This is a genomic window from Mycobacterium sp. E796 (genome assembly GCF_001672815.1).
In the GTDB taxonomy this organism is placed as follows: domain Bacteria; phylum Actinomycetota; class Actinomycetes; order Mycobacteriales; family Mycobacteriaceae; genus Mycobacterium.
On record NZ_LZKK01000325.1, the window covers coordinates 83,701 to 105,638 of the forward strand.

Consider the following 21,938-nt stretch of genomic DNA (forward strand, 5'->3'; position numbering starts at 1 on the left):
TTCATGATGCTCCCTGATCATTGACGCGTATACAAAACTTGTATTAACGTCTACGCCGTGCTACCGGATGAGGAGGGGCGCGTGACGACTCGCTCTGAGTCCGCCCGCACCCACGTGGTGGGCAAGCCTTTGAAGTTCATCGGTCCGGGTGTCGATGACATCAACCAATTCTTCTTCGATGCCACGGGTGACGGACAATTGGCGTTTCAGCGATGTCGATGTTGTCAGACGTGGTGGAGCCTTCCAGCTTTCGCTTGCTACGCCTGCGGCGCAACAGAATTCGATGTGGTGCCGACTGCGGGGCGTGGATTTGTCTTTACGTATGCGATACCGCGACGACCCAGCGCCGCACTCATCGACGACGACCTGGTGTTCGTCGTAATCGAACTCGACGAAGGGGTGCGATACTTTTCCCGGCTCGTAGGCATCGATCCTGCGGCGGTCGATTTCGGCATGCGCGTCGAGGTGCAGTTCGCGCCAGCCGATTCCGGTGTGATGGTTCCGGTTTTCGCCCCGGTCCGGACAGAACGGTAGCCATGACGAACTCAGACACGGAGGCGGTGATCGCCGGAGTAGGTATCACCGAGATGTCGACGGATTCCGGGGTGTCGTCGTCAACCTTGGCGATGCGGGCGATCGGGATGGCCCTTGACGACGCAGGACTGGCGACGCGGGATGTCGACGGGCTGGTGACGTACGAGGCCGATCCCACCTCGCCGTTCCTGCTCGCCCAGCTACTCGGGTTGCCTGAGCTGAATTGGTTTTCGATCACGTTGGCCGGCGGCGGCGGTGCCTGCATGACATTTCAGGACGCTGCGCTCGCGGTGAGGACGGGATTGGCCGAGGTCGTTGTGATCTATCGCGCGGAGAACCTGCGTTCGGGACGTCGATTCGGGCAGGGGATCTCTGACTCGGACGCGGGCACGACACAGGCTGTGTTGCGCCAAGTCTTCACCTACGGCTCGATCACGCCGGCGTGGTGGGAGGCGCCGACGTTTCATCGCTATCTTCACGACTACGGCAAGAGCAACGCCGATCTTGCGCATGTCGTGGTATCGGCTCGCAAGTGGGCGGAAACCAATCCAGCGGCTCGTTTCTTCGGAAGGCCCTTGACGGTCGAGGACCACCAGGAGTCCAAGTGGGTGGCCGAACCCGTTCTGCGGGTGAATGATTGCTGCCTGGAAAGCGATGGCGGTGCGGCGTTCGTGGTGACGACCGCGGCGCGTGCGCGTGACCTGAAGGCGGTACCCGTTAAGATTCGCGGCGCGGTCAGGGGAATGGCGCACCAGTCGACGCTGATGCAGAACTATTACGCGCCTGACATCGGCGGGGTGCCGGATCTGGACGTCGTGGCCAAGAATCTCTATCGGCATACCGGCATGAACGCCAAGGACTTCGACGCCGCGATCATCTATGACTCCTTCAGTCCGCTCATCCCGATGTCGCTCGAGGCGCTCGGATTCTGTGGACGTGGGGAAGGGATTGACTTTATTGCCGAGGGCCACACGTCGCCAGGCGGTGCGCATCCCATAAATCCAAACGGAGGCCAGATTGGCGAGGGCTATCTGCATGGTTTCAATGGGATAGTCGAAGCGGTCCGCCAGATCCGGGGCCATTCGGTCAATCAAATCCCCGATACCAGCACCATGCTCGTGACTTCCGGCCCCGCTTTGCCGACGAGCGCCATGGTCCTGCAGGCGTGTTGACGACTCGGGCCACGGCAGATCGTGGCGACTGAACTGGTTAGTCACTACGGAGAATCGGAAGTGTGATATGGCAATAGTGTCGCTGAGCCCGGGAGTGGCCTACGTGAACGGCGAATGGGATAAGGGCAGCGGGCACATCACCACGATCATCAATCCGGCAACCGAACTTCCCATCGGCGAGGTGCACGAATCGTCCGTCGACGATGTCAACCGAGCCGTGGACGCCGCCTATCGGGCGTTCGAGGATGGCCGTGGTGTCTGGCCGAAGATGTCGCCGAAAGAACGGTCCGCGGCTCTGCATCGTTTCGCCGATGCCGTTGCCGCGCGCCGTGAGGATCTGGTCTTCCTTCTCGAGAACGAGATCGGGTGCGCTGGAATGGCCGGCAAGGTAAGTCAAGTCGAGGAGGCCATCCGCTTTGCCTACTTTTGGGCCGACAAGGCGGCGGAGCTGAAATTCGACGACGCCCTCCCGCCGACTGTGGGATTGACCGGAATGGGCCAAGCCCTGGTTCGCAAGGAGCCGGCGGGCGTCGTCGGGGCCATCACCCCGTTCAACTATCCGATCCTGTTGAACATGTGGAAGATCGGTCCGATCTTGGCCACCGGCAACACCATGGTGTTGAAACCGTCTCCCTACACTCCTTTTTCGGCGCTGATACTGGCAGATGCGGCGGCAGAGGCCGGCATCCCGCCCGGCGTCTTCAACGTAGTGACCGGCGGTATCGAGGAAGCACGCGCGCTCACCGAGCACCCACAGGTTGCCGTCATGTCATTCACGGGCTCAAATACCGTCGGTCGGGAAGTGATGCGCCAGGCCGCGGGCACCCTCAAGCGTGTCGTACTCGAACTCGGCGGAAAATCACCCAACATCGTCTTCGCGGACGCGGATATCGACAATCCGATGATGCTGATGTCGCTGGTGATGGGGTTCACCGTGCACGCCGGACAAGGCTGCGTGCTGCAGACCCGCCTGCTAGTCGAGCGGCCCGTCTACGACGCCGTCAAAGAGCGGGTCAGCGCCGCCATCCAAGCGATCAAGGTGGGCGACCCGGCGGATCCGGAATCGGAAATGGGACCGCTAATCAACGCAACCCAACGCGATCGGGTCCTGGGCTATATCCGATCCGGTCTCGACGAAGGGGCGAACCTCGTCGCCGGGGGTGGCCGTCCCCCACATCTGGATCGCGGGTTCTTCGTTGAACCGACCCTGTTCAGCGACGTGACGAACGACATGCGGATTGCCAGAGAGGAGATATTCGGCCCGGTGGGTGTGATGATTCCCTTCGAAGGCCCAGACGAGGCCATTGCGATCGCGAACGACACACCGTTCGGCCTGGGCGGCTCGGTTTGGAGCGGCGACTCGATAAAGGCCTTCCAGGTGGCCGGGGCCCTGAGGGCCGGCTACATCCACGTCAACGGTGGTGACCAGAGCTTCGGTGGCCCGATCGGGCCCGCACCGTTCGGCGGCTACAAGCAATCGGGCATCGGTCGCGAACACGGGGCCGCCGGCGCCGATGAGTACCTGGAAATCAAGACCATGCATTACCCGGTTGGTTGATTCGCGTAGCGGAGCATAGGTAAATGAAGTCCACCCTGCTGTCGCGCCGCGACCTAGATTTCCTGTTGTTCGAGTGGCTCGGTGTGCAGCACCTGGTGAAGCGACCGCGATTCAAAGACCATTCCCGCGAGACCATGTCCGCGGTCCTCGATCTCAGCGCGGACCTCGCCGAACGGTATTTCGCGCCACACAACAAGAAAAGCGACGCCGCAGAGCCGACCTTCGACGGTACGAGGGTGACCGTGATCGACGACGTCAAGGACGCGCTCGCCGCCGCCGCCGCCGCGGGTCTAATCGGGATGGGCATGGACCACGAGCACGGCGGCTTGCAGCTGCCCGCCACGATCGCCCAGGCGAGCTGCGCCTGGCTGGCGGCGGCAAACGTGAGTACTTATGGCTACCTCATGCTCACCAACGCGAATGCAAACCTGTTGGCCAAGTTCGGAAGTCAAGACCAGCGCGACACCTGGGTCGAGCCGATGATCGCCGGCCGCTTCAGCGGCACGATGGCGCTGTCGGAGACGCAGGCTGGCTCTTCCCTCGCTGATGTCCAGACCCGGGCGGAACCCCAGGATGACGGCACCTATCGCCTGTACGGCTCCAAGATGTGGATCTCGGGGGCCGAACACGAATTGACCGAGAACATCGTGAACCTGGTGCTGGCGCGGATACGAGGAGCGCCCCCGGGCACCAAGGGGATCTCCCTGTTTATCGTGCCGAAGTTCTTGGTCGCCACGGGCGGTGTTATCGCCGAACGTAACGATGTCGCCATCGCCGGCCTGAACCACAAGATGGGTCAGCGCGGCATCACCAACACCGTGCTGAATTTCGGGGACGGCATCTATCGTCCCGGCGGATGTCCTGGCGCGATCGGATATCTGATAGGCCAAGCTAACCGCGGACTCTTCTACATGTTCCACATGATGAACGAGGCTCGCCTCGGCGTGGGCACTGCCGCGGTCGCCCTCGGTTACACCGGATTTCTGAAATCGGTGAAGTACGCGCGAGAACGCGAACAGGGCAGACCGATAACCGCCAAAGATCCCTCGTCACCCCAGGTGCCCATCATCGAACACGCCGACGTCAAACGAATGCTGCTGGCCCAGAAGGCTTATGTCGAAGGCGGATTGGCGCTGGCGCTTTATAGCGCGCGGCTCATCGACATCGAGCAGGCGAGCGAGTCTGAGGGCGAACGCGAGTCGGCGGCGCTCTTGCTCGACGTCCTGACGCCGATCGCCAAGAGTTGGCCATCACGATGGTGTCTAGAAGCCAACGATCTAGCCATCCAAGTCCACGGCGGCTATGGCTACACCCGCGAATATGATGTCGAGCAGCACTACCGGGACAACCGACTCAACCCCATTCACGAAGGGACGGTGGGGATCCAGAGCCTGGATCTCCTGGGTCGCAAGGTGACTCAGCATGGCGGCGCCAGTTTGACCGAGTTGGGGAACGCCATCGCAACAACCGTCGATGCAGCGACCGCGCTGGGTCGCGAAAATGCGGTCCTGGCGCTACAGCTCGACGCCGTATTGCAGCGCGTTCTGCGCGTCACGGCATCGATATCAGGGTCCGCAGATCGCGAGGCGGCCATGGCCAACAGCGTCATATATCTTGAGGCGGTCGGTCACCTGGTCGTCGCATGGATGTGGCTGGAGCAGTTCATGGCCGCCGGTGAGCACGAGGGCGACTTCTACGAGGGCAAACGCCAGGCGGCCCGCTACTTCTTCTCCTACGAATTGCCGCGAACCGGCCCGCAACTGGACCTTTTGGCGGCGCTTGACCGCACAACCGTGGACATGCGTCCGCAATGGTTCTGACGGCAGGGTTGTGGGTACGGCGGTGCGACGCCAATCCCGCACACAACCATGATCACCGACCGATCGGTCGGTCGCCCCTGATACTGGCTGCTGCAAGCGCTTGCATGCCAACCTGGCGAGGCTTCTCGGGAAATGCGAGGTTCCAATGGACTTTGATGTGAGCGGCCGTTGCGCCGCCTTTGTTGAGGGGCTAACGCGGTTCATGAACGAGCGTGTCTATCCGGCCGAGGAGACCTATGCGCGTCAACTCGAGGCTGGCGGCCAGCCGCACACGCAACCCGCGGTCATGGAGGATCTGAAGGCCGAAGCGCGCAAGCGGGGACTGTGGAATCTGTTCCACCCCGACCCCGAGTACGGCCCAGGGCTGTCCTACACCGAGTACGCCCCGCTGGCAGAGATCATGGGCCGCAGCGCCATTGGGTCCGAGGCGTGCAACTGCTCGGCGCCGGATACCGGCAACATGGAACTGCTCACGCAGTTCGGCTCGGCCGAACAGAAGGAACGCTGGCTTCGGCCACTGCTAGACGGCGAGATTCGCTCTGCATTCGCAATGACCGAGCCCGACGTCGCATCTTCGGACGCCACGAATATTCGCATGCGCATCGAGCGCCAAGGCGAGGAGTACATCCTCAACGGACGAAAATGGTGGATCACCAACGCGATGCATCCGCATTGCCGCGTGTTCATCGTGATGGGAAAGACCGACCCCGACGCTCCTACGCACCGCCAACAAAGCATGCTTCTGGTCCCGCGTGACACGCCAGGGGTGACGGTGCTGCGAAACCTGACCGTGTTCGGCTACGCCGACCAGGAAAGTCACTGCGAGGTCGTCTTCGACGACGTGCGAGTCCCGGTGGAAAACATCATCGCCGAGGAGGGTGCGGGCTTCGCCATCGCTCAGGCGCGGCTCGGACCGGGCCGCATCCACCACTGCATGCGGGCACTGGGCGCCGCCGAGCGTGCGTTGGAGCTGATGTGCCGGCGGGCCTCCCAGCGGGAAACATTTGGCGCACCGGTCGCCTCGCGGGCGAACATCATGGACTGGATTGCGCAATCACGTACGGACATCGAGATGGCGCGACTGCTGACGTTAAAGACCGCCTGGCTGATCGACACCGTCGGTAACCGCAACGCCAGGACGGAGATCGCCGCCATCAAAGTCGCCGTGCCGCGGATCGCGGCCAGAGTGATCGACCGAGCAATCCAGGTGCACGGCGCGGGCGGCCTATGCGGCGACTTCCCGCTGGCGGCAATGTACGCGCTGGTCCGGTCCCTGCGCCTGGCCGACGGGCCGGACGAGGTGCACAACGCAACGATCGCCCGCCGCGAGCTCGCCAGATACGCACCCGCGAGCTGACGCGCGACCGTGCACTCGCCCGTCCCGCGGTGTGACAAGGCTTGTTTTTCGACCGTCCAGTCGGTCTGCTAGGCTCGCACGATATGTGCGGAGAGGACGGGTCCTAGCGTGGTGATCCCGAGCCTGCTCGAAGGAGTGCGGGTAGTTGAGCTAGCCGGCCGGGCGTCGATCAGGATTGCCGCTTCGATCTGCGCGTCGATGGGCGCCGATGTGCTGCGTGTGGAATCTGCCCTCACCGCCGACGCCTCGATCAGCGGCGCGCATCCGCTCGTTGACGAGCGCGCGATGAGCGTCGCCTGGGATCGGGAGAAGCGGGTGATCACCGTCACCGGCGATGATTCGGCGGACTTTGGCTCGCTGCTTGCGGACGCCGACATCCTGCTGACTTCGGCCGAAACCGGTGCGGGCGAACCGTTCTCGAGCAGTCGCGGCGGAGTTCCCTACGAGGGCGTGCAGCTGTTGATCACGCCGTTCGGCACTACGGGGCCCTACGCGGCATACCGCGGCGACGAGCTCAACGTGTGCGCTTTCGGCGGTCCCGCTGTCTACGTCGGCGAACCCGGGCGTGAGCCGCTCGTCCCGCCGTTCCTGCTCGCCGCGTTCCAGGCGGCGCTCTCGGGACTTGCCGGTGCGCTGGGTGCGCTTCTCGGCGGCGGGTGCGCCCAGATTGACGTCGCCGAGTACGAGGCGCTCGCCACTAGCCATATGACTGGGCTGTACAGCCTGTCGTTGTTCTCCGGCCAGGTGCCCCGGCGTGCGGGGCACCGTAAGCCCAACCCCTACCCGTTCACTGCGCTGCCGTGCGCGGACGGTCGTGTCTGCTTGGCGTTCCTCGCCGGCCACCAGTGGAAGCGCCTGCTCGACGCGATGGGCCAACCGGCATGGTCGAAGGACCCGCGGTTCGCCGACCGCCGCCGCAACGGTGAGCTGTATGCCGACGAGCTCGACGAGCTCGTCTCCGGGTGGCTGGCGAACTACACCAAGGACGAGCTGCGCGCGATGAGTGTGCAGCGGGGCATCCCGCTCGGACCTTTGGAGACTATCGAGGACCTGCGCAAGTCGAAGCAGTTCCGGCAGCGCGGATTCCTGCGCTCGGTGACGGTCGGCGGACGCAAGATCGACATGCCCGGCCTACCCTTCCAGGACCGCCCGGCATCGGGCGACGGTTCGCGCGCATCTGCCCCGCGACTAACCGCGAGCACGTCCCGCGGGCCAGGCTTGCCGCTCGCCGGTCTGCGTGTTGTCGACCTCAGCTGGGTGATGAGCGGGCCGATGGCCGCTCAGTTCCTGGCCGACATGGGGGCCGACGTGATCAAGGTCGAGTCCCGAACCCATCTGGACGCGTCCCGTCAGGGCCTCCCCCTGATCGAGGATGTCGAGTCAGGTGACGCCGGCGCGACGCCAAACATGATGCCGCACTTCAATGCTGTCAACCGCGGCAAGCGCAGCGTTCAACTAGATCTGCGCTCCGCCGCGGGTCGATCGGTGTTGACAAAGCTGGTCGCGGGCGCCGACGTGGTGGTCGAGAACATCGGCGCGGGTTCGCTTGAGCGTCTTGGGCTCCCGATGGACGAGCTCCAGCGGATTCGCCCTGGACTCGTCGTACTTCGGGTCAGCATGGCAGGCCAGGAAGGTCCCGACGCGGCGTTGCCCGGCTACGCGCCCCAGAGCACGTCGATCGGTGGGCTCGACGTACTCGCGGGCTATCCGGGCGAACCACCGCTCGGGATGGTCGCGCTCAACCTCGGTGACATCACCGTTGCCTCCTTCGGAGCGGTGGCAATGCTCGCCGCTTTGCATCGGGCCCGCACGCGCAGCGTGGGCACAGTCATCGACTTGTCGATGATCGAGGTCCACACCGCGACCATCGCGCCGTTGTTCGCCGCCCGGCAGCTCGACGGCACCGACCTCAGTCCCATCGGCAATGGCCACCGCGTCCATTTCCCGCACGGCATGTACCAAAGCCAAGGCGACGACGCGTGGATCAGCATCGCCGTGCGCGACGAACGGGAGTGGGCTGCGCTGGCCGCGATCATGCAGGCGCCCGCCGAGATCGCGGGCTGCACCGACGCGGCAAGCCGGCGCGAGATTGCTGGTGACATCAATGAGCTCATCTCCGCATGGACGCAGACGCGGTCCGCCGACGCGGCCACCGAGCAACTGCAGGCGGCCGGGATCGCCGCGGCGCCGGCTTATGGCGTCGAAGAGCTGATGATCGACCCTCATGCTCGCGAACGCGACGTAGTGGTCGAGCTCGACCATCATCTGATTGGCTTCGTTCCGGTATATGGCTCGCCGCTGCATGCCCGGCCGCCGATAACCGCGGTGACCACGCGCGCGCCCGATCTCGGTGAGCACACCCTCGAGGTGCTCGGCGAGCTCGGGCTTGATGACGACGAGATCGCTGAGTTGACCCAATCCGGAGCCTTCGACGGACTGGACCCGTTCAGCCTGGCCATCAAGGAGACCGCATGATCGAGTCACCTGCATCAGCTGACACCACCCGCGAGCGGCCCGGCCCCCTCAGCGACATCAAGGTCGTAGACCTCACCCATTGGGCGGCGGGGCCGGTCGCATCGATGGTGCTCGGTGACTTAGGCGCCGACATCCTCAAGATCGAGCCGCCGGCGGGCGAGCCGCAGCGCGGGATGGGCGTGACGTTCCCGGGCGGCTGGAGCACTTTCTTCCTCGCCTGCCAGCGCAACAAGCGCTTCGTGAGTATCAACTATCGCGATCCGCGCGGTCGCGAGCTCATTCAGAAGCTGGCCAGCACCGCTGACGTGGTGATGGAGAACGCCCGGCCCGGGACCTGGGAGCGCCACGGCCTGGATTACGACACTCTGCGGGCCCTCAACCCGAGATTGATCTACGCGTCCATCACCGGCTTTGGACAGACCGGCCCCATGCGCGACTGGCTGGCGATGGATCCGATCGCTCAGGCGGCAGGCGGCGTCGTCGGGATCACCGGCTCACCGGAGGGCGGGCCCGCGAAAGTCGGCGCCGCGATCACCGACGTCGTGTCCGGCCGCCTTGCCGCCTTCGGGGTGGTCACCGCGCTGTATGACCGGATGCGCACGGGCGTCGGCCAGCGAGTCGACGCCTCGCTGTTCTCGACCGCGGTCGGCCTTCTCACCATGCGCGAAACCGAATTCCAGTTCACCCAGCAGAATCCCCCCCTGCTCGGAACGGCGCACGGTCAGATCGTGCCCGCCGAGGCGTTCACCACGCGCGACGACCGACGCGTGATGCTTTGCATCTACAGCGACTGGCACTGGGCGCGCTTCGCCGAGCTGGCCGGGATGCCTGCGCTTGCGCAGGACGAGCGGTTCACGACCAACGCCGCGCGTTGCGAGCACCGAGTGGCCACGATCGCCGCCGTGCAGGACGTGATCCGCCAGCGCACCGAAGCCCAGTGGACGGAGTTGTTGGCCGGCGAGATCCCCTACGGACCAGTGCTCGAATTCGACCAGCTCTGGACGCATCCGCAACTCGACGCCAACGAGCTCATCGCACGCTACGAAATGCCTGGCGTTGGCGAGGTTCGGGCCATCGGCAGCCCCATACGTTTCTCAGGCTTCACCCAGCCGGTGCGACGCGTGCCGGCGGCCACTGGAGCCGACACGGTGGAAGTCCTGCGCGAGCACGGACTTTCGGACGGAGAGATCGCGGAGTTGGCCTCCGCTGGGGTTGTTCACGCGGCGACGTCAGACAGCGTCTCGACGGTCTAGCCGATACGACAACGAACCGCCGCAGACAGAAAACCTTCAGCTGAAAGAAGAAAGGAAACCTGCATGACCGAAGTAACGGAGAAGCGGACCGACTTGCCATGGGGCGAGATCACCGACGAGACAATCGCTCACGCGGCTGAGCTACTCGGGACCACGTTGCGGCGCGACCGGATGGGGGGCTGGGTCACTGAGGTCAACATCGACGCGATCAGCCATTTTGCTCAGGGCCTCGGCGACCGCAACCCACTGTGGCGCGACCCCGAATACGGCAAGGGCACGCGGTGGGGCACGATGCTGGCGCCGCCGACCATCCTCTACTCCGTCGACGGGACAACCGTCGCGCCGCGCCTTGCCGGCGTGCAGTGGCTGTACGTCGGCACCGACTGGGTGTGGTACGACGTGATTCGGCGCGGTGACATCTACGATGCCCCCGCCACGTTCGTCAAGCAGGAGGTGAAGGGCGGCGAGTTCGCCAGCCGCTGGCTGATTCAGACCGGCCACATCCGTTACCTGCGTCGCTCCGACGGCCTGATGGTGGGTGAGGCCTACGGTAAGTGCGCCCGCACGCCACGCGGCAACGCGCTGAAGAAGGAAGGCAAGCAGAAGTACAAGGCGCGCGAAGAGTACGAGTACACCGCCGAGGAGCTCGCCGCGATCGAGCGCGCCCTGATCGAAGAAATGCCACGCGGCGCCGAACCCCGCTACTCCGAGGATGTCGAGGTCGGCGAGGTGCTGCGGCCCACGGTCAAGGGACCACTGACGTCCACCGACATGATCGCCTGGTACTCGGGCTGGTCGGGCGCGGCCCCTTATGGCGGCGCGCACGGTGACGCCGTGCGCTACCGCACCCGTCATCAGGACTACCACGTTTCTGAGAAGACCGGTGCAAAGGACTCCGCCGGGCGTGGTCACCTCGAGAAGAAGACCGGCGAGGACGTCGGCATGGGCGGCGCGTATGACATTGGCCCGCAACGCATCTCGTGGGGCGCCCACATGCTCACCGACTGGATGGGTGATGACGGCTTCCTGCACACGCTGTCGGCGTCGGTCAAACGGCCCAACCTGCTCGGCGACACGACCACCTGGCACGGCACCGTCACCGGTAAGGAGGTCGTCGACGGCTACCACCTGATATCGATCGACATGCATGCCGACAATCAGCGCGGTGAAACTAATTCGACCGCGAAGGCGACCGTGCTGTTGCCGTCGAGGGTGGACGGCCCGGTCGTGACACCGATTCCACGCAATCTCACCGCGGACAAGTGAGTTCAGCAGTGCGCAACGGCCGGCGCTTCGGCGCCGGCCGTGGTGACCGGAGGCACGCGTGACCACACTCGAGAACGACGTGCAGGCCGCGATCGTCGGCGTCGGTGAGACCGAGTTCACCAAAGAGTCAGGCGTTTCGGATCTTCGGCTGAGCCTCGAGGCGACCAAAGCGGCGCTGGCCGACGCTAAGCTCGGCGCGCACGATATCGACGGCATCATCATCCCGACGGTCGTCGGTGCCACCACCGAGGATCTGACGACCAACCTCGGAATTGAAAACCTGCGCTATCACGCGGCCGTGGTGTTGGGCGGGGCTGGGCCCGCGGCTGCGCTCATCCACGCCAAGAGCGCCATCGAGAACGGGTTGGCTTCGCGGATCCTGGTCTGCTACGGGTTCAACGGCCGCTCCGGGGCCCGGCTCGGACGCCGGGGTCCGACGCTGATGTTCGGCGAAGCCCCGAGCATGCGCCGCAACTACGAGGGCGTGCACGGTCTGCTAGTGCCGGCCCAGTACTACGCGATGTGGGCGCAGCGCTACATGTACGAAAACGGCTGGAAGTCGACCGAGCCGATGGCGCACGTGGCCGTCGCCCAGGCCAAGCACGCGATGATGAACGGCAAAGCCGTTGGCGCCAAAGAGATCACCGTCGAGGATCACCAGTCCTCGCGGATGATCAGCGCGCCCTTCCGGCTTTACGACTGCAGTCGCGAAACCGACGGAGGCGCGGCCTACATCGTCGCCGCGGCCGATCCCGGCGACCGCAACGCCGTCGCCATCCGCGGCGCCGCCGAGGGACATCCCGGCCAAGCCGACCAGCCGACCACCCGGCGGCGGTTCCTGCACACCGGTATGGCCGAGGCGGGCAAACGGGCCTTCGCGCAAGCCGGCTGGAAGCCTGGTGACGTCGACTTCGCCGAGTTGTATGACGCATTCACATTCAATGTGATCTGGCAACTGGAGCTGTTGGGATTGTGTGGTGCGGGCGAAGCGGCCGAATTCGTGATGGCGGGCAGCACTCAGGTAGGCGGTTCGTTGCCCGTCAACACGCACGGAGGCCTGCTGTCCCAGGCGCATCTGTGGGGCATCAACCACATCACCGAAGCCGTCAAGCAGCTACGCGGAACCGCCGGCGAGGCACAGGTGACGGGCGCCAAGCGGGGACTGGTCACCGGCAGCGGTGACTTCGGTGACAACGCCGTGGTCCTCCTGGAAGGAGCCCTGCAGTGAGTGACGTCGAGTACAAAAAACCGCTGCCGAAGCCGACGGAAACCGACCAAGAGCACTGGGACGGTCTCAAGCGCCATCAGGTTCTGGTGCAACGATGCGACGACTGCCAGACCTGGCTGTGGTACCCGCGCCAAATGTGCAGCAATTGCACGAGTTTCGCGCTGTCGTGGACCGAAGTCGACCCGACGGGAACGATCTACTCGTTCACGACCCAACACCACGCGACGGGATCGAAATTCGACTCGGAGCTGCCGTACTCAGTTGCGGTGGTCGCGCTGGACGCGGCCCCCGAGGTCAAACTGGTCGGCCCGGTGAACAATGTCGACCCCGGCGAGATCCACATCGGCCAGCGGGTACGCGGCAAGTTCCTCGACGCGACCCCAGAGGTGACGTTCCTGCATTTCGAACCATTCGAAACCGACACCGGAAGTTAGAGATGAGCGATACAGAAAGCCCCAAGGTCCTTGTCGAGCGCGAGGACGGCGTCGGCGTGATCACGATCAACCGACCCGATGTCCGCAACGTCGTCGACCCCGAGGTTTCCGCGGGAATCGAGGCGGCACTTGATGATTTCGATGGCGACCGCGAGGTTCGTGCCGTCGTGCTGACCGGCGCGGGGGAGAAGGCTTTCTGCGCGGGGATGGACCTGCGCGCATTCGCCAAACTTGGGCCGAAGGCCGGGTTCTTCACCGAGAGAGGCGGATTCGCGGGATTCACTGCCCGCAAGCTCGTCAAACCGGTCGTTGTCGCGGTCAATGGACCCGCGTTCGGGGGTGGCTTGGAGATGGTCCTCGCCGCCGATTGCGCGATCGCTTCCGCGAGCGCGAAGTTTGCGCTGCCCGAGGTCAAGGTCGGTATGCATGCCGGTGCCGGCGGCGTGATCCGCCTTGCCAAGCGGATACCGCGAGCGGTGGCGTTGGAGATGGTGATGTCTGGTGAACCGATCGGTGCCCAACGCGCGTTTGACCTAGGTCTGGTCAACGAGGTGGTTGCGCCCGACCAAGTGCGTAGTCAGGCACTGCGATTGGCCAAGAGCTTCGCCGCGGCGTCCCCGACGGCGGTCCTCGTTTCCCGTGAGCTGATGATGCGCTCGCTCGAAACACCCGACGAGGCCGACGCGTGGAAGCTGAACCAGGCCGCCGCGCGGATTGTGCTGAAATGCGGGGATGCTAAGGAAGGTCCACTCGCCTTCGCCGAGAAGCGCCCGCCTCAGTGGGCGGACGCGGGGCCGATCGACCTCGGCTAGGCCGGGTGCGGTGAGCGTATGACCTACCGAGTCGCGCTTTGCGAAACGCGCAACGGCGGTCGAATGGCTCTGCAGACCATCATCGTCCACCCGGATCTCAAGCTCGTCGGTGTCGTTGTGCACATCAAAGTTGACGCCGGCGAACAGTGCGCCATCTCGGATCGATAACCGCGCATGCTCGCTAATTCGGCCAGCGTGCCGATAGTCGAATGGTGAAGGAAATGAGGGAGTTACACGTGACACAAATACGAGAATGGCTCGACCGGCTCGAAATCAGGGACGTCCTCGAGAGATACATGCGATACAACGACGACAATGACGCCGAACGCCTGACGTCGCTGTTCCACCACGACGCCACGTTTCAGGGTGCAGGTCAGATTCACAAAGGTCGCGACGAAATTGGCACACTATTTCGCAACGCGTTCGGAACGACGCCGCCGGGCCGCTGGACCGACGACGGGAACCTCTTCTCTCAGCCACGCTCGATTCACCTCAGCTCGAATCCGGTGATCGATCTCGACGGTGACCGCGCGACCGCAGAGACCGACTTTCAGGTGGTCAGCCGCAGCGTCGACGGAGGCAGCGTGATCAGCCTCATCGGGCGCTTCCGAGACCGCCTGCGTCGTGCCGATGACGGGGGCTGGCTGATCGAGAGCCGCACAATCGTCCCGGTCGGTCGACAAACCGAAGGAACTCTGACGCGTGGGTGAGCCCACTCGCCGCTCAGGTTGCGAAGTCGACCTGAGCATGCCGATTGCTCAACGCAGTCACCAAACCAGAGCCAATCAGTCCGGAAGCATTCGACAGCGTTGCCGTTCCGACTGAGATGCCGTCGGATGCCCAATGCGAGTCGGCGTGCACACAGATCCAGTCGCTGCGGGGCAGGCGGGCGAGCGCGACAGTGTCGCGGGGCGTCCGTTGATCGGCGTCAGGCACGTCAACCGCATGCACGACGAGGCGGCGCCTGACTAGCCGCAGTCCTGCGGAAAGGCCTACACCATCACCGTGGAGGGGTCGCCGGCCTGTGCGGGCAGGGATCGAGATGGTCGGCGAGGACGGCGATCACCACACCGCGGGCCTGCTCATCACCGCCATGCGCGTGCTGCGTGCGATCCCCAAGGTCTGCCAGGCGGCGCCGGGAATGCTCGGCGCCAACGACGTCGGACTCCATAGTTTCGGCAGCCAGACAAGGTGGCGACGCGCATGATGGGCTACGGCGTGCTAAGAATGCCCTGACTTATGCACTCTTCGTTGTCAATTCGCGTTCTAGGCGGGTTGCCGCGCGCCTGAAAACCGGACCCCCCGTGATACTCATACCGAAGTGAGCAGCGCGAGATCCCTCTATCGCTACCGTCCATGTGAACCTGGTCTTGCCCTCAGCCGGTTCGAAGCGGTAATCCTCGGCAAAGGCCTGGCCGGGTAACTGGCCGGGCAGAACATAGAACGCCCAGCGGTTAGGTTCGTCCCAGACGATGATGCGTTCTCGAATTGTCCAACCGAATGAGGTGATATACCGTTCCGAACCCACACCATGCGGTGGCGGTGTCGTGTACCGGCAGTTCTTGCCCACCATGGGATACCACCGATGCCACGTTTCGGGGTGAGCCGCAACTGCGTCGAATACTTTTTCAACCGGCGCGGCGATCAGTGCTTCGAACACAAGACGGTGCGGATGGGTCGTAAAGATTGACGGGTCGACGGCCTCCGCATTCTGGTCGGTCATCGTTCCTCCGATCTGGTGTTGCATGACGGCGTCGGTATCCACATTATTAAAGTTCATTAACTTAAGGAGGGCATGGTTTCGGCGGAATCAATCCGAGCGTGTCGATTGCTCACCGCAGTCACCAAGCCAGACCCGAATGCATCGGAATCATCCGACGCCGCGGCCGTTCGGAGTGCGGTTCCTCGTGGGGCGCGCGTGACCGTGAATCCGAGGCCCGCGACAGCGACGATAGATCGCTAGCGGGTGGTACTTACCCCGATGGGCGGCTTCGCCGCGGTCAGCCAAAGGTTTTTTGCGGAGGAAGTTACCGCCCGCCCCTCTCAGGGCTTGTTCGTGCAGCCGGCATCAACTGGCATCGTGATCCCGGTGATGTAGCGAGCCTCGTCCGAGGCGAGGAAGAGCACGGTATGAGAAACCTCGTTCTCGGTCAGGCCTGGAAGGCCTTGATAGGGCTCATCCGGGTCGGTATCGAGGTCGGGAAGCAGGTTCGTTGCCTGCATCAACATCCTCGGGTTGGCCATGAAGATCTCCATCGCTCCGACCCCGCAGGCAAGACCCATACCGGGGGACGCGACGCACGTGGGATGAATGCTATTCACCCTGATCCGGTTGGGCGCGAGCTCGTTGGCGAACGCTCGCATGAGCCCGACAACGCCATGCTTGGCTGCCGCGTAGTGGGCATACCCGAGGTGGCCTCGGAGGCCGGCTGCCGAACTGATCAGGATCATCGAGCCGCCCACTTTCCGCTCGATCATCCCCGGCGCGGTCGCGAGAATGGTGTTCCAGACGCCCTTCAGGTTGGTATCGACGACCATGTCGAAGGTCGCGTCGCAAACCTCGAGCGAACTGGCGTGCACCGACAGGACCCCGGCGTTTGCCACCACGACGTCGATCGGGCCGACCGCAGCGGCGCCTGCGTGAACCGCGGCTTGCAGCGCGTTGCGGTCCCGGACATCGGCCGCCATGGTGAAGCACTTGCGGCCCGTCGCCTCGACCAACTCGCGCGTTTCCTCGAGCTGTTCTGGCGTTGCGGCGTCATAGCTCAGCTGCCCGGCCCGGTCATATGGAGCCGCAAGATCGGTCGCGATGATGTCGGCACCCTCCTCGGCAAGCCGCACCGCGTGCGATCGTCCCTGACCCATTCCCGCGCCGGTGATGAATGCGACCTTTCCCGCGACTCTGCCCATGATCATCGTCTCCTACCTGGTCGGCCTGAATGTGATGTTGCCCTGAGCCCTGGTCAGTGGCGCAGCCTTCCTCGAAGGCTATTAGAAAATAACCGAGGATCACCGGAATTTCGAAGGTGCGGCGTCTTGACATTCGCGATCGCATATCCCCGGGAAAGCATGCGAGTGACGAGGTAAGTGAAGCAGTTTCGCCCTCGTCCGCCCAGTAAGCACGATGTTCAGCAGGAGTTTTATGCTCCACATTGATAAGTACTACAGGTCGGACGGGTCGCATTGCCATCGGTATGAGCTGTGCTTGGAACGCGAGGCGACGCGGATGGACCGTGAGGTTTTGTCGGGTCGACGACCCCGCATCCTGGTCGGTCATCGTTGCTCCGACCGAGCATTTCTAACTTAACCAGGCGGTGCTTCAGCGAAATCGATCTGAGCGTGTCGATTGCTCAACGCAGTCACCAAGCCAGAGCCGAATGCGCCAGAATCATCCACCAGCGTGGCCGTTCCGACCGAGATGCCGTCGGATGCCCAATGTGTATCGGCATGCACGCAGATCCAGTCGCTGCGGGGCAGGCGGGTGAGGGCGACAGTGAGATCGCCGTTGATGTAGCCGACGCCGGCCGTGCCCAAGTTCGTGACCAGGCTGGTTGCTTCGGCCGCGGCAGCCGCTTGCACGAATGGCGTGTTCGGTTGGCCTGCAACAATATCGACGCTTCGGATGACGACACGCTTGCGGGCCGCGTTCTGGTGATCGGCAATCTCTGACGTCCATCCGACTCCGCCGCTTTGCAGTTGGCGCACCGCTCCGTTCTGGGCCGTCAGGCCGTTCAGGCTGGGCGCCTCCAGCTTTTCCTCGGTTGGCGTCCATTCGTGACCGTCCGGCGCCGCACTGCGGCGGTACTGCACGAGCACGGCCCGAGCGACGGCGACACCTTCCTGCTTCATGGTGCACACCGAGTTTCGGACCCGACGGCCGTCGCGCACCAGATCGACGGTCGTGGTCGTGGGGACCCGCCTGGGCGATTTGAACAGATCGACGGTCAACCGTGCCGGTGTGAAGTCGGGCAGCCCGAAAGCGGTGTCGAGCGTGAGAGCCGCGAGCCCGGTAATGGCGGCACCGACGACATGATCCTCGGCCCACCGACTCTGCACTTCCGCGTGATCCGTTGGCATGAAAACATTGGTGTCCGTTTGCCAGAAGTGGGCACTACCTGAATCCATCGACACATCCTCGCCGAACTTCAGTTCTCTTGCTTAGTCGGCGGCGAGCCTGAGCCCCATAAGTAGCACCGGCCATCGTTGTCCGACTTTTATGAACTGCTTGGGGTGCTGGCGAAGTCGATTTGAGCGCTCCGGTTGCTCAGGGCCGTCACGAGGCCAGAGCCGAACGGTCCGGTATCGTCCAGCAGCGTCGCTGATCCGACCGCGATGCCATCGGCTGCCCAGTGCGTGTCGGCCTGCATGAAGATCCTCTCGCCTCTAGGCAGGCGGGCGAGGGCTAGAGTGACGTCGCCGTTGATGTAGCCAAGGCCCGCGGTGCCCAAATTCGTGACCAGACTAGTCGCATCCACGACCGCCGCCGCCTGCACAAAAGGTGAATTTCTCTGGCCCGCAACGACACTGACACCTCGAACGGCGACACGCTTGCGCCTGGCATTCTGATGATCGGAAAGCGATGACGTCCAACCGAGGTCGCCGCTGTGTAGCTGTACGAACGAATCGTCGTCGTTCGGGGGCGCCACGAGTGGCGGCTCGGACACCCACTCGTCACCGAGTGGCGGTTCGCTGCGGCGGTACTGAACCAGCACTGCCCGCGCGACCTCTATGCCGTCTTGTTCGATGCTGCACACCGAATTCCGTATCCTGCGGCCGTCGCGCACCAGGTCGGTCCTGGTCGTTGTCGGTATGGTCCGAGCCGATTTGAACAGGTCGACCGTCAGCCGCGCCGGTGCGAAATCGGGCAATCCGAAACGCGATTCCAGCGCGAGCGCCGCCAGTCCGATGATGGCACCCCCCTGGAGATGATCGTCGGCCCAACGACTCCGAATATCAGTGTGCTTGATCGGAACGAAGCGATCAGCTTCAGTCTGCGTGAAAATGGCGCGCTCTGAATTCATCAATGCTTCCTCGCAGAATCTGCAGCTCGAATCTTCGACATTATCGGGCGGCTCATCGTCGTGCCGGCGGTCAGACTACACAGCCGCGAGCCCAGACGTCCGACCGGTCAGTCGGTAAACGGTAATATCGCGCCGTGCCGTCGACCCCGCTGCATCCGCGTTCCCAGGAGCTGATCGACATGTTCCTTGCCGCCGGCGCACCGCCGGCGCCGCATTGCACGCCTGCGCAGCGCCGCGAACGGGCGGCCAACCTCCCCAAAATGCTGGGACCCGGCCCGCACGTCGAGCAGGTCCGCGACGCATGCGTCCCCGGCCCCGCCGGTGACCTGCCGGCGCGCATTTACCGTCCCGACCGCCCTCTCGCGACGATCCTTTATCTTCACGGCGGCGGGTGGGTCGTCGGAACGCTCGACATGTTCGATGCTTTCGCTCGCATGCTGGCCACCAAATCCGGCTGCAAGGTTGTCAGTCTCGAGTATCGACTCGCGCCGGAACACCCCTTCCCCAGTGCCGTCCAGGACGCCTATGGCGCGCTGGAGTGGGTGGCCGCCGAGGAGCTCGAAGGACCGCTCGTCGTCTGCGGAGACAGCGCAGGCGGCAACCTGGCGACCGTGTGCGCGCGCCTTGCGCGAGACAATGGTGGTCCAAGCATCGCGATGCAGGTGCTCGCCTACCCGGTCGTCGACCACGACTTCGACACCGACTCTTACCGCGAGCAGGCCAATAACCCGTTGATGGGTCGCAACGACATGGCATGGTACTGGGACCTTTACGCGCCGTCGGCCATAGACCGCGACCGCTCCGAAGCGTCGCCGCTGCGCGCCGACGACCTGTCGGGCATGCCGCCGACCTACCTGATCATTCCCGCCTACGATCCGCTGCGCGACGAGGTGCAGGCTTACGCACGGCGACTACAGCGGGCCGGCGTTCCGGTGATCCGGCGCCACTACGACGATCAGGCCCACGGGTTTCTGACGATGGTGAACTTTCTGCCGACGGCCGACGCCGCAGTCGCCGAGCTCGGCGACGTGCTGCGCGCGCGGCTGGGCGGCGAGGGCGTAGCGATGCCTTGATTCCCCGCCGCGGCTCGGGCTACCATCCGACCGATCGGTCGGGAGGGTAGAGTCGACGGCTCGGCCCCGGGGCAGCGGCGCGTGCGGTGCGCGGCCTAGGGAATCAGTGAGTCGCCATCACAGAGGAGCGTAAGTGTGAGCGGGATGTTGCAGGATCGGGTGATCGTCGTGACCGGAGCCGGTCGCGGGATCGGGGCGGGCGTCGCCCGCCTCGCCGCCCGCGAGGGCGCGTCGGTGGTCGTCAACGACCTCGGTGCGGCGGTCGACGGCGAGGGTGCCGACCCCACGCCCGCCGGCAAGGTCGTCGATGAGATCATCGCTGCCGGCGGTCGGGCCGTGGTGAACGGATCTGACGTGGCCGACCACGACTCGGCGAGCGAGCTGATTGCGCAGGCCATCGATACCTACGGCCGGCTCGACGTGCTCATCAACGTCGCCGGCATTTTGCGCGACAAGATGATCTTCAACCTCGACCCCCAGGACTGGGACGCGGTCGTCAACGTGCATCTCACCGGAACGTTCAACACGATCCGCCACGCAAGCGCCTACTGGCGGGGACTGCGCGACGAAACCGCGCATCACCGCATCATCAATTTCACTTCGGCGTCGGGCATGCACGGCGCGCCTACGCAGCCCAACTATGCAGCGGCCAAGTACGGCGTCGTCGGTTTGACCTATTCCTGCGCCAACGCACTGCGCCGTTACGGTGTCACCACAAACGCGATCAGTCCTTGGGCGAGTACGCGCATGACCGATGCGATACCCGACGACCAGTCTGGGCACCACGACCTGGGATGGCGGGCGCCCGAGAACGTCGCTCCTGCGGTTGCCTACCTGGCCAGCGAGCGGTCGGACTGGTGCAACGGGCAGGTGCTGCTGTCAGGCGGGTATCACGTCGGCCTCTACGACCAACCGCATTTGGTCAGCCGCATCTCCTCCCTCGGGTCGTGGGACCTCCCGAGGGCGTTCGACCTGATCGAGGAGGCGTTCTCACGCAATGTCGGGATGGTCGGTCCAGAGGCGCTTCCCGCCGTCATGCTGGCGCATTAGTGTCTCGGGTCGCCGCGTCCTGCGCAGTGCGCCGCTCTTGGCGAATCTGGTTGGCGCTCGTTGCCCAAGATTTGCAGGGGGTTTGGTCGTGCCCAGTTCACGATCGAGGAGCAGGACGCCAAGAAAGACTCAGGCGCCTGGCACTCGACGGATACGTTCTCAAGGCCTTCCCCGAATTCTCTTGGCGGCATGTATGCAACTGCTCTTGATCAGACACGCGAAGCCGCAGAGCAGCGACGGCGATGGATCGGAACCCAACCTGTCGTACGACGGAAACGAGCAGACGCGCCGGCTGCCCGGCGCGCTGAGCAAGTATTCGCTCGCCCGGATCGTGAGCAGCCCGCAGCTGCAAGCGTTACAGACCGCGGCACCCGTGGCTGACCAGCTCGGCATGGCCGTCGACATCGACGAGCGGTTCGCCGAGTACGACTTCGGATTGTCGAACCACGCGTCCGTGGAACTGGCCGCGAACACGCTTCGGCAGTTGCCGGCCGAGGTGGATGTCAAGGCGTTTGTCGAGCGAGTCAAGGCGGGCATCGACGACGTGATCGCCGCTGGGGAGCAGGGCCAGACGGTGGCCGTGTTCACGCACAGCGGAGTCATCAACGCCATGGTGCATAGCGTTTTGAAGACCGAAGAGCTGTTTAGCGTCCAGCCGGACTATACGAGTGTGACGCGTCTGCTCGGGTCCGAGGACGGACGCCTCAGCGTCGCTTCGGTCAATGTGACCGATCACGTCTGGGATCTTCTGTACCGAACGCAGTGGTGGACCGAAGAGCACTGAGTTGCACCGGGGATTCTAGGCAGACGTCGGACCAACCGTTTGCGGAGCTTTGGAAGCCATCTGTAGCCGGCTCAGACCCTGGCGGAGCGACCGCCTCGCCG

Annotated in this window: 20 protein-coding genes and 1 pseudogene; 16 read left to right on the forward strand and 5 right to left on the reverse strand. The window is 64.2% G+C overall.

Going from position 1 to position 21,938, the window contains the following annotated elements:
- Window positions 1–81 precede the first annotated feature (81 nt).
- From A5706_RS32620 to A5706_RS26280, 12 genes are all read left to right on the forward strand, one after another.
- Entirely contained in the window at window positions 82–534 is a 453-nt protein-coding gene (locus tag A5706_RS32620; protein WP_197517986.1) for a Zn-ribbon domain-containing OB-fold protein, read from the forward strand.
- 2 nt (window positions 535–536) lie between these two features.
- Window positions 537–1,706, forward strand: coding sequence for a hypothetical protein (locus tag A5706_RS26230; RefSeq protein WP_068137521.1), 1,170 nt, complete (start codon window positions 537–539; stop codon window positions 1,704–1,706).
- 94 nt (window positions 1,707–1,800) lie between these two features.
- Window positions 1,801–3,264, forward strand: coding sequence for an aldehyde dehydrogenase family protein (locus tag A5706_RS26235; RefSeq protein WP_369831960.1), 1,464 nt, complete (start codon window positions 1,801–1,803; stop codon window positions 3,262–3,264).
- 23 nt (window positions 3,265–3,287) lie between these two features.
- Complete coding sequence (locus tag A5706_RS26240; RefSeq protein WP_068137528.1) at window positions 3,288–5,084, forward strand: acyl-CoA dehydrogenase; 1,797 nt, start codon at window positions 3,288–3,290, stop codon at window positions 5,082–5,084.
- A 145-nt stretch (window positions 5,085–5,229) separates the two neighbouring features.
- Entirely contained in the window at window positions 5,230–6,441 is a 1,212-nt protein-coding gene (locus A5706_RS26245) for an acyl-CoA dehydrogenase family protein (protein WP_068137531.1), read from the forward strand.
- Between the two features lie 108 nt (window positions 6,442–6,549).
- Entirely contained in the window at window positions 6,550–8,916 is a 2,367-nt protein-coding gene (locus A5706_RS26250; RefSeq protein ID WP_082964639.1) for a CoA transferase, read from the forward strand.
- A complete protein-coding gene (locus A5706_RS26255; RefSeq protein ID WP_068137539.1) occupies window positions 8,913–10,169 on the forward strand; it encodes a CaiB/BaiF CoA-transferase family protein in 1,257 nt (418 codons plus the stop codon). Before A5706_RS26250 ends, A5706_RS26255 begins: the two co-directional genes overlap by 4 nt.
- A gap of 63 nt (window positions 10,170–10,232) precedes the next feature.
- The gene (locus tag A5706_RS26260) at window positions 10,233–11,435 is read left to right on the forward strand and encodes a MaoC family dehydratase N-terminal domain-containing protein (RefSeq protein ID WP_068137542.1); all 1,203 of its coding nucleotides are present in this window, start codon (window positions 10,233–10,235) and stop codon (window positions 11,433–11,435) included.
- A 58-nt stretch (window positions 11,436–11,493) separates the two neighbouring features.
- A complete protein-coding gene (locus tag A5706_RS26265; RefSeq protein WP_068137547.1) occupies window positions 11,494–12,663 on the forward strand; it encodes a hypothetical protein in 1,170 nt (389 codons plus the stop codon).
- The gene (locus A5706_RS26270; RefSeq protein ID WP_068137548.1) at window positions 12,660–13,097 is read left to right on the forward strand and encodes a Zn-ribbon domain-containing OB-fold protein; all 438 of its coding nucleotides are present in this window, start codon (window positions 12,660–12,662) and stop codon (window positions 13,095–13,097) included. Before A5706_RS26265 ends, A5706_RS26270 begins: the two co-directional genes overlap by 4 nt.
- A 2-nt stretch (window positions 13,098–13,099) precedes the next feature.
- Window positions 13,100–13,909, forward strand: coding sequence for an enoyl-CoA hydratase-related protein (locus tag A5706_RS26275; RefSeq protein ID WP_068137551.1), 810 nt, complete (start codon window positions 13,100–13,102; stop codon window positions 13,907–13,909).
- A 221-nt stretch (window positions 13,910–14,130) separates the two neighbouring features.
- On the forward strand, window positions 14,131–14,619 hold the full coding sequence (locus A5706_RS26280) for a nuclear transport factor 2 family protein (protein ID WP_231985429.1): 489 nt from the start codon (window positions 14,131–14,133) through the stop codon (window positions 14,617–14,619).
- A 13-nt stretch (window positions 14,620–14,632) separates the two neighbouring features.
- On the opposite strand, the pseudogene A5706_RS34585 reads toward A5706_RS26280, so the two are convergent.
- Window positions 14,633–14,812: pseudogene (locus tag A5706_RS34585) on the reverse strand (thioesterase family protein); the annotation flags it as partial.
- A gap of 121 nt (window positions 14,813–14,933) precedes the next feature.
- Here A5706_RS34585 and A5706_RS33260 point away from each other — a divergent pair.
- On the forward strand, window positions 14,934–15,116 hold the full coding sequence (locus A5706_RS33260; protein WP_156767341.1) for a hypothetical protein: 183 nt from the start codon (window positions 14,934–14,936) through the stop codon (window positions 15,114–15,116).
- Between the two features lie 30 nt (window positions 15,117–15,146).
- Here the strand turns inward: A5706_RS33260 and A5706_RS32625 are convergent, their stop codons facing one another.
- The 4 genes from A5706_RS32625 to A5706_RS26295 all read right to left on the reverse strand — a co-directional run bounded on the left by A5706_RS32625 (window position 15,147) and on the right by A5706_RS26295 (window position 18,930).
- Complete coding sequence (locus tag A5706_RS32625) at window positions 15,147–15,674, reverse strand: SRPBCC family protein (protein WP_197517988.1); 528 nt, start codon at window positions 15,672–15,674, stop codon at window positions 15,147–15,149.
- A gap of 278 nt (window positions 15,675–15,952) precedes the next feature.
- Window positions 15,953–16,819, reverse strand: coding sequence for a mycofactocin-coupled SDR family oxidoreductase (locus A5706_RS26285; protein ID WP_068137862.1), 867 nt, complete (start codon window positions 16,817–16,819; stop codon window positions 15,953–15,955).
- 393 nt (window positions 16,820–17,212) lie between these two features.
- Window positions 17,213–18,034, reverse strand: a complete 822-nt coding sequence (locus A5706_RS26290) for an acyl-CoA thioesterase domain-containing protein (protein ID WP_068137556.1) — start codon at window positions 18,032–18,034, stop codon at window positions 17,213–17,215.
- An 89-nt stretch (window positions 18,035–18,123) separates the two neighbouring features.
- Window positions 18,124–18,930: an acyl-CoA thioesterase domain-containing protein gene (locus tag A5706_RS26295; RefSeq protein ID WP_068137559.1), complete on the reverse strand. Its 807-nt coding sequence runs from the start codon at window positions 18,928–18,930 to the stop codon at window positions 18,124–18,126.
- 134 nt (window positions 18,931–19,064) lie between these two features.
- Between A5706_RS26295 and A5706_RS26300 the strand changes: the two genes are divergently transcribed.
- From A5706_RS26300 to A5706_RS26310, 3 genes are all read left to right on the forward strand, one after another.
- Window positions 19,065–20,003 (forward strand): alpha/beta hydrolase, encoded by a 939-nt coding sequence (locus tag A5706_RS26300; RefSeq protein WP_082964641.1) that lies wholly within the window; start codon window positions 19,065–19,067, stop codon window positions 20,001–20,003.
- A 144-nt stretch (window positions 20,004–20,147) separates the two neighbouring features.
- Complete coding sequence (locus tag A5706_RS26305; RefSeq protein ID WP_068137561.1) at window positions 20,148–21,053, forward strand: SDR family oxidoreductase; 906 nt, start codon at window positions 20,148–20,150, stop codon at window positions 21,051–21,053.
- A gap of 205 nt (window positions 21,054–21,258) precedes the next feature.
- Window positions 21,259–21,837 carry a histidine phosphatase family protein gene (locus A5706_RS26310; RefSeq protein ID WP_369831961.1) on the forward strand — a complete coding sequence of 193 codons (579 nt, stop codon included), beginning with the start codon at window positions 21,259–21,261 and terminating at the stop codon, window positions 21,835–21,837.
- Window positions 21,838–21,938: the final 101 nt, after the last annotated feature.

Bases quoted from the DNA above. Each gene is read 5' to 3' on its own strand.
- A5706_RS26230 (WP_068137521.1), top strand. From the start codon at position 537: ATGACGAACTCAGACACGGAGGCGGTGATCGCCGGAGTAGGTATCACC.
- A5706_RS26240 (WP_068137528.1), top strand. From the start codon at position 3,288: ATGAAGTCCACCCTGCTGTCGCGCCGCGACCTAGATTTCCTGTTGTTC.
- A5706_RS26245 (WP_068137531.1), top strand. From the start codon at position 5,230: ATGGACTTTGATGTGAGCGGCCGTTGCGCCGCCTTTGTTGAGGGGCTA.
- A5706_RS26255 (WP_068137539.1), top strand. From the start codon at position 8,913: ATGATCGAGTCACCTGCATCAGCTGACACCACCCGCGAGCGGCCCGGC.
- A5706_RS26260 (WP_068137542.1), top strand. From the start codon at position 10,233: ATGACCGAAGTAACGGAGAAGCGGACCGACTTGCCATGGGGCGAGATC.
- A5706_RS26275 (WP_068137551.1), top strand. From the start codon at position 13,100: ATGAGCGATACAGAAAGCCCCAAGGTCCTTGTCGAGCGCGAGGACGGC.
- A5706_RS26280 (WP_231985429.1), top strand. From the start codon at position 14,131: ATGAGGGAGTTACACGTGACACAAATACGAGAATGGCTCGACCGGCTC.
- A5706_RS26285 (WP_068137862.1), bottom strand. From the start codon at position 16,819: ATGGGCAGAGTCGCGGGAAAGGTCGCATTCATCACCGGCGCGGGAATG.
- A5706_RS26290 (WP_068137556.1), bottom strand. From the start codon at position 18,034: ATGGATTCAGGTAGTGCCCACTTCTGGCAAACGGACACCAATGTTTTC.
- A5706_RS26295 (WP_068137559.1), bottom strand. From the start codon at position 18,930: ATGAATTCAGAGCGCGCCATTTTCACGCAGACTGAAGCTGATCGCTTC.
- A5706_RS26305 (WP_068137561.1), top strand. From the start codon at position 20,148: ATGTTGCAGGATCGGGTGATCGTCGTGACCGGAGCCGGTCGCGGGATC.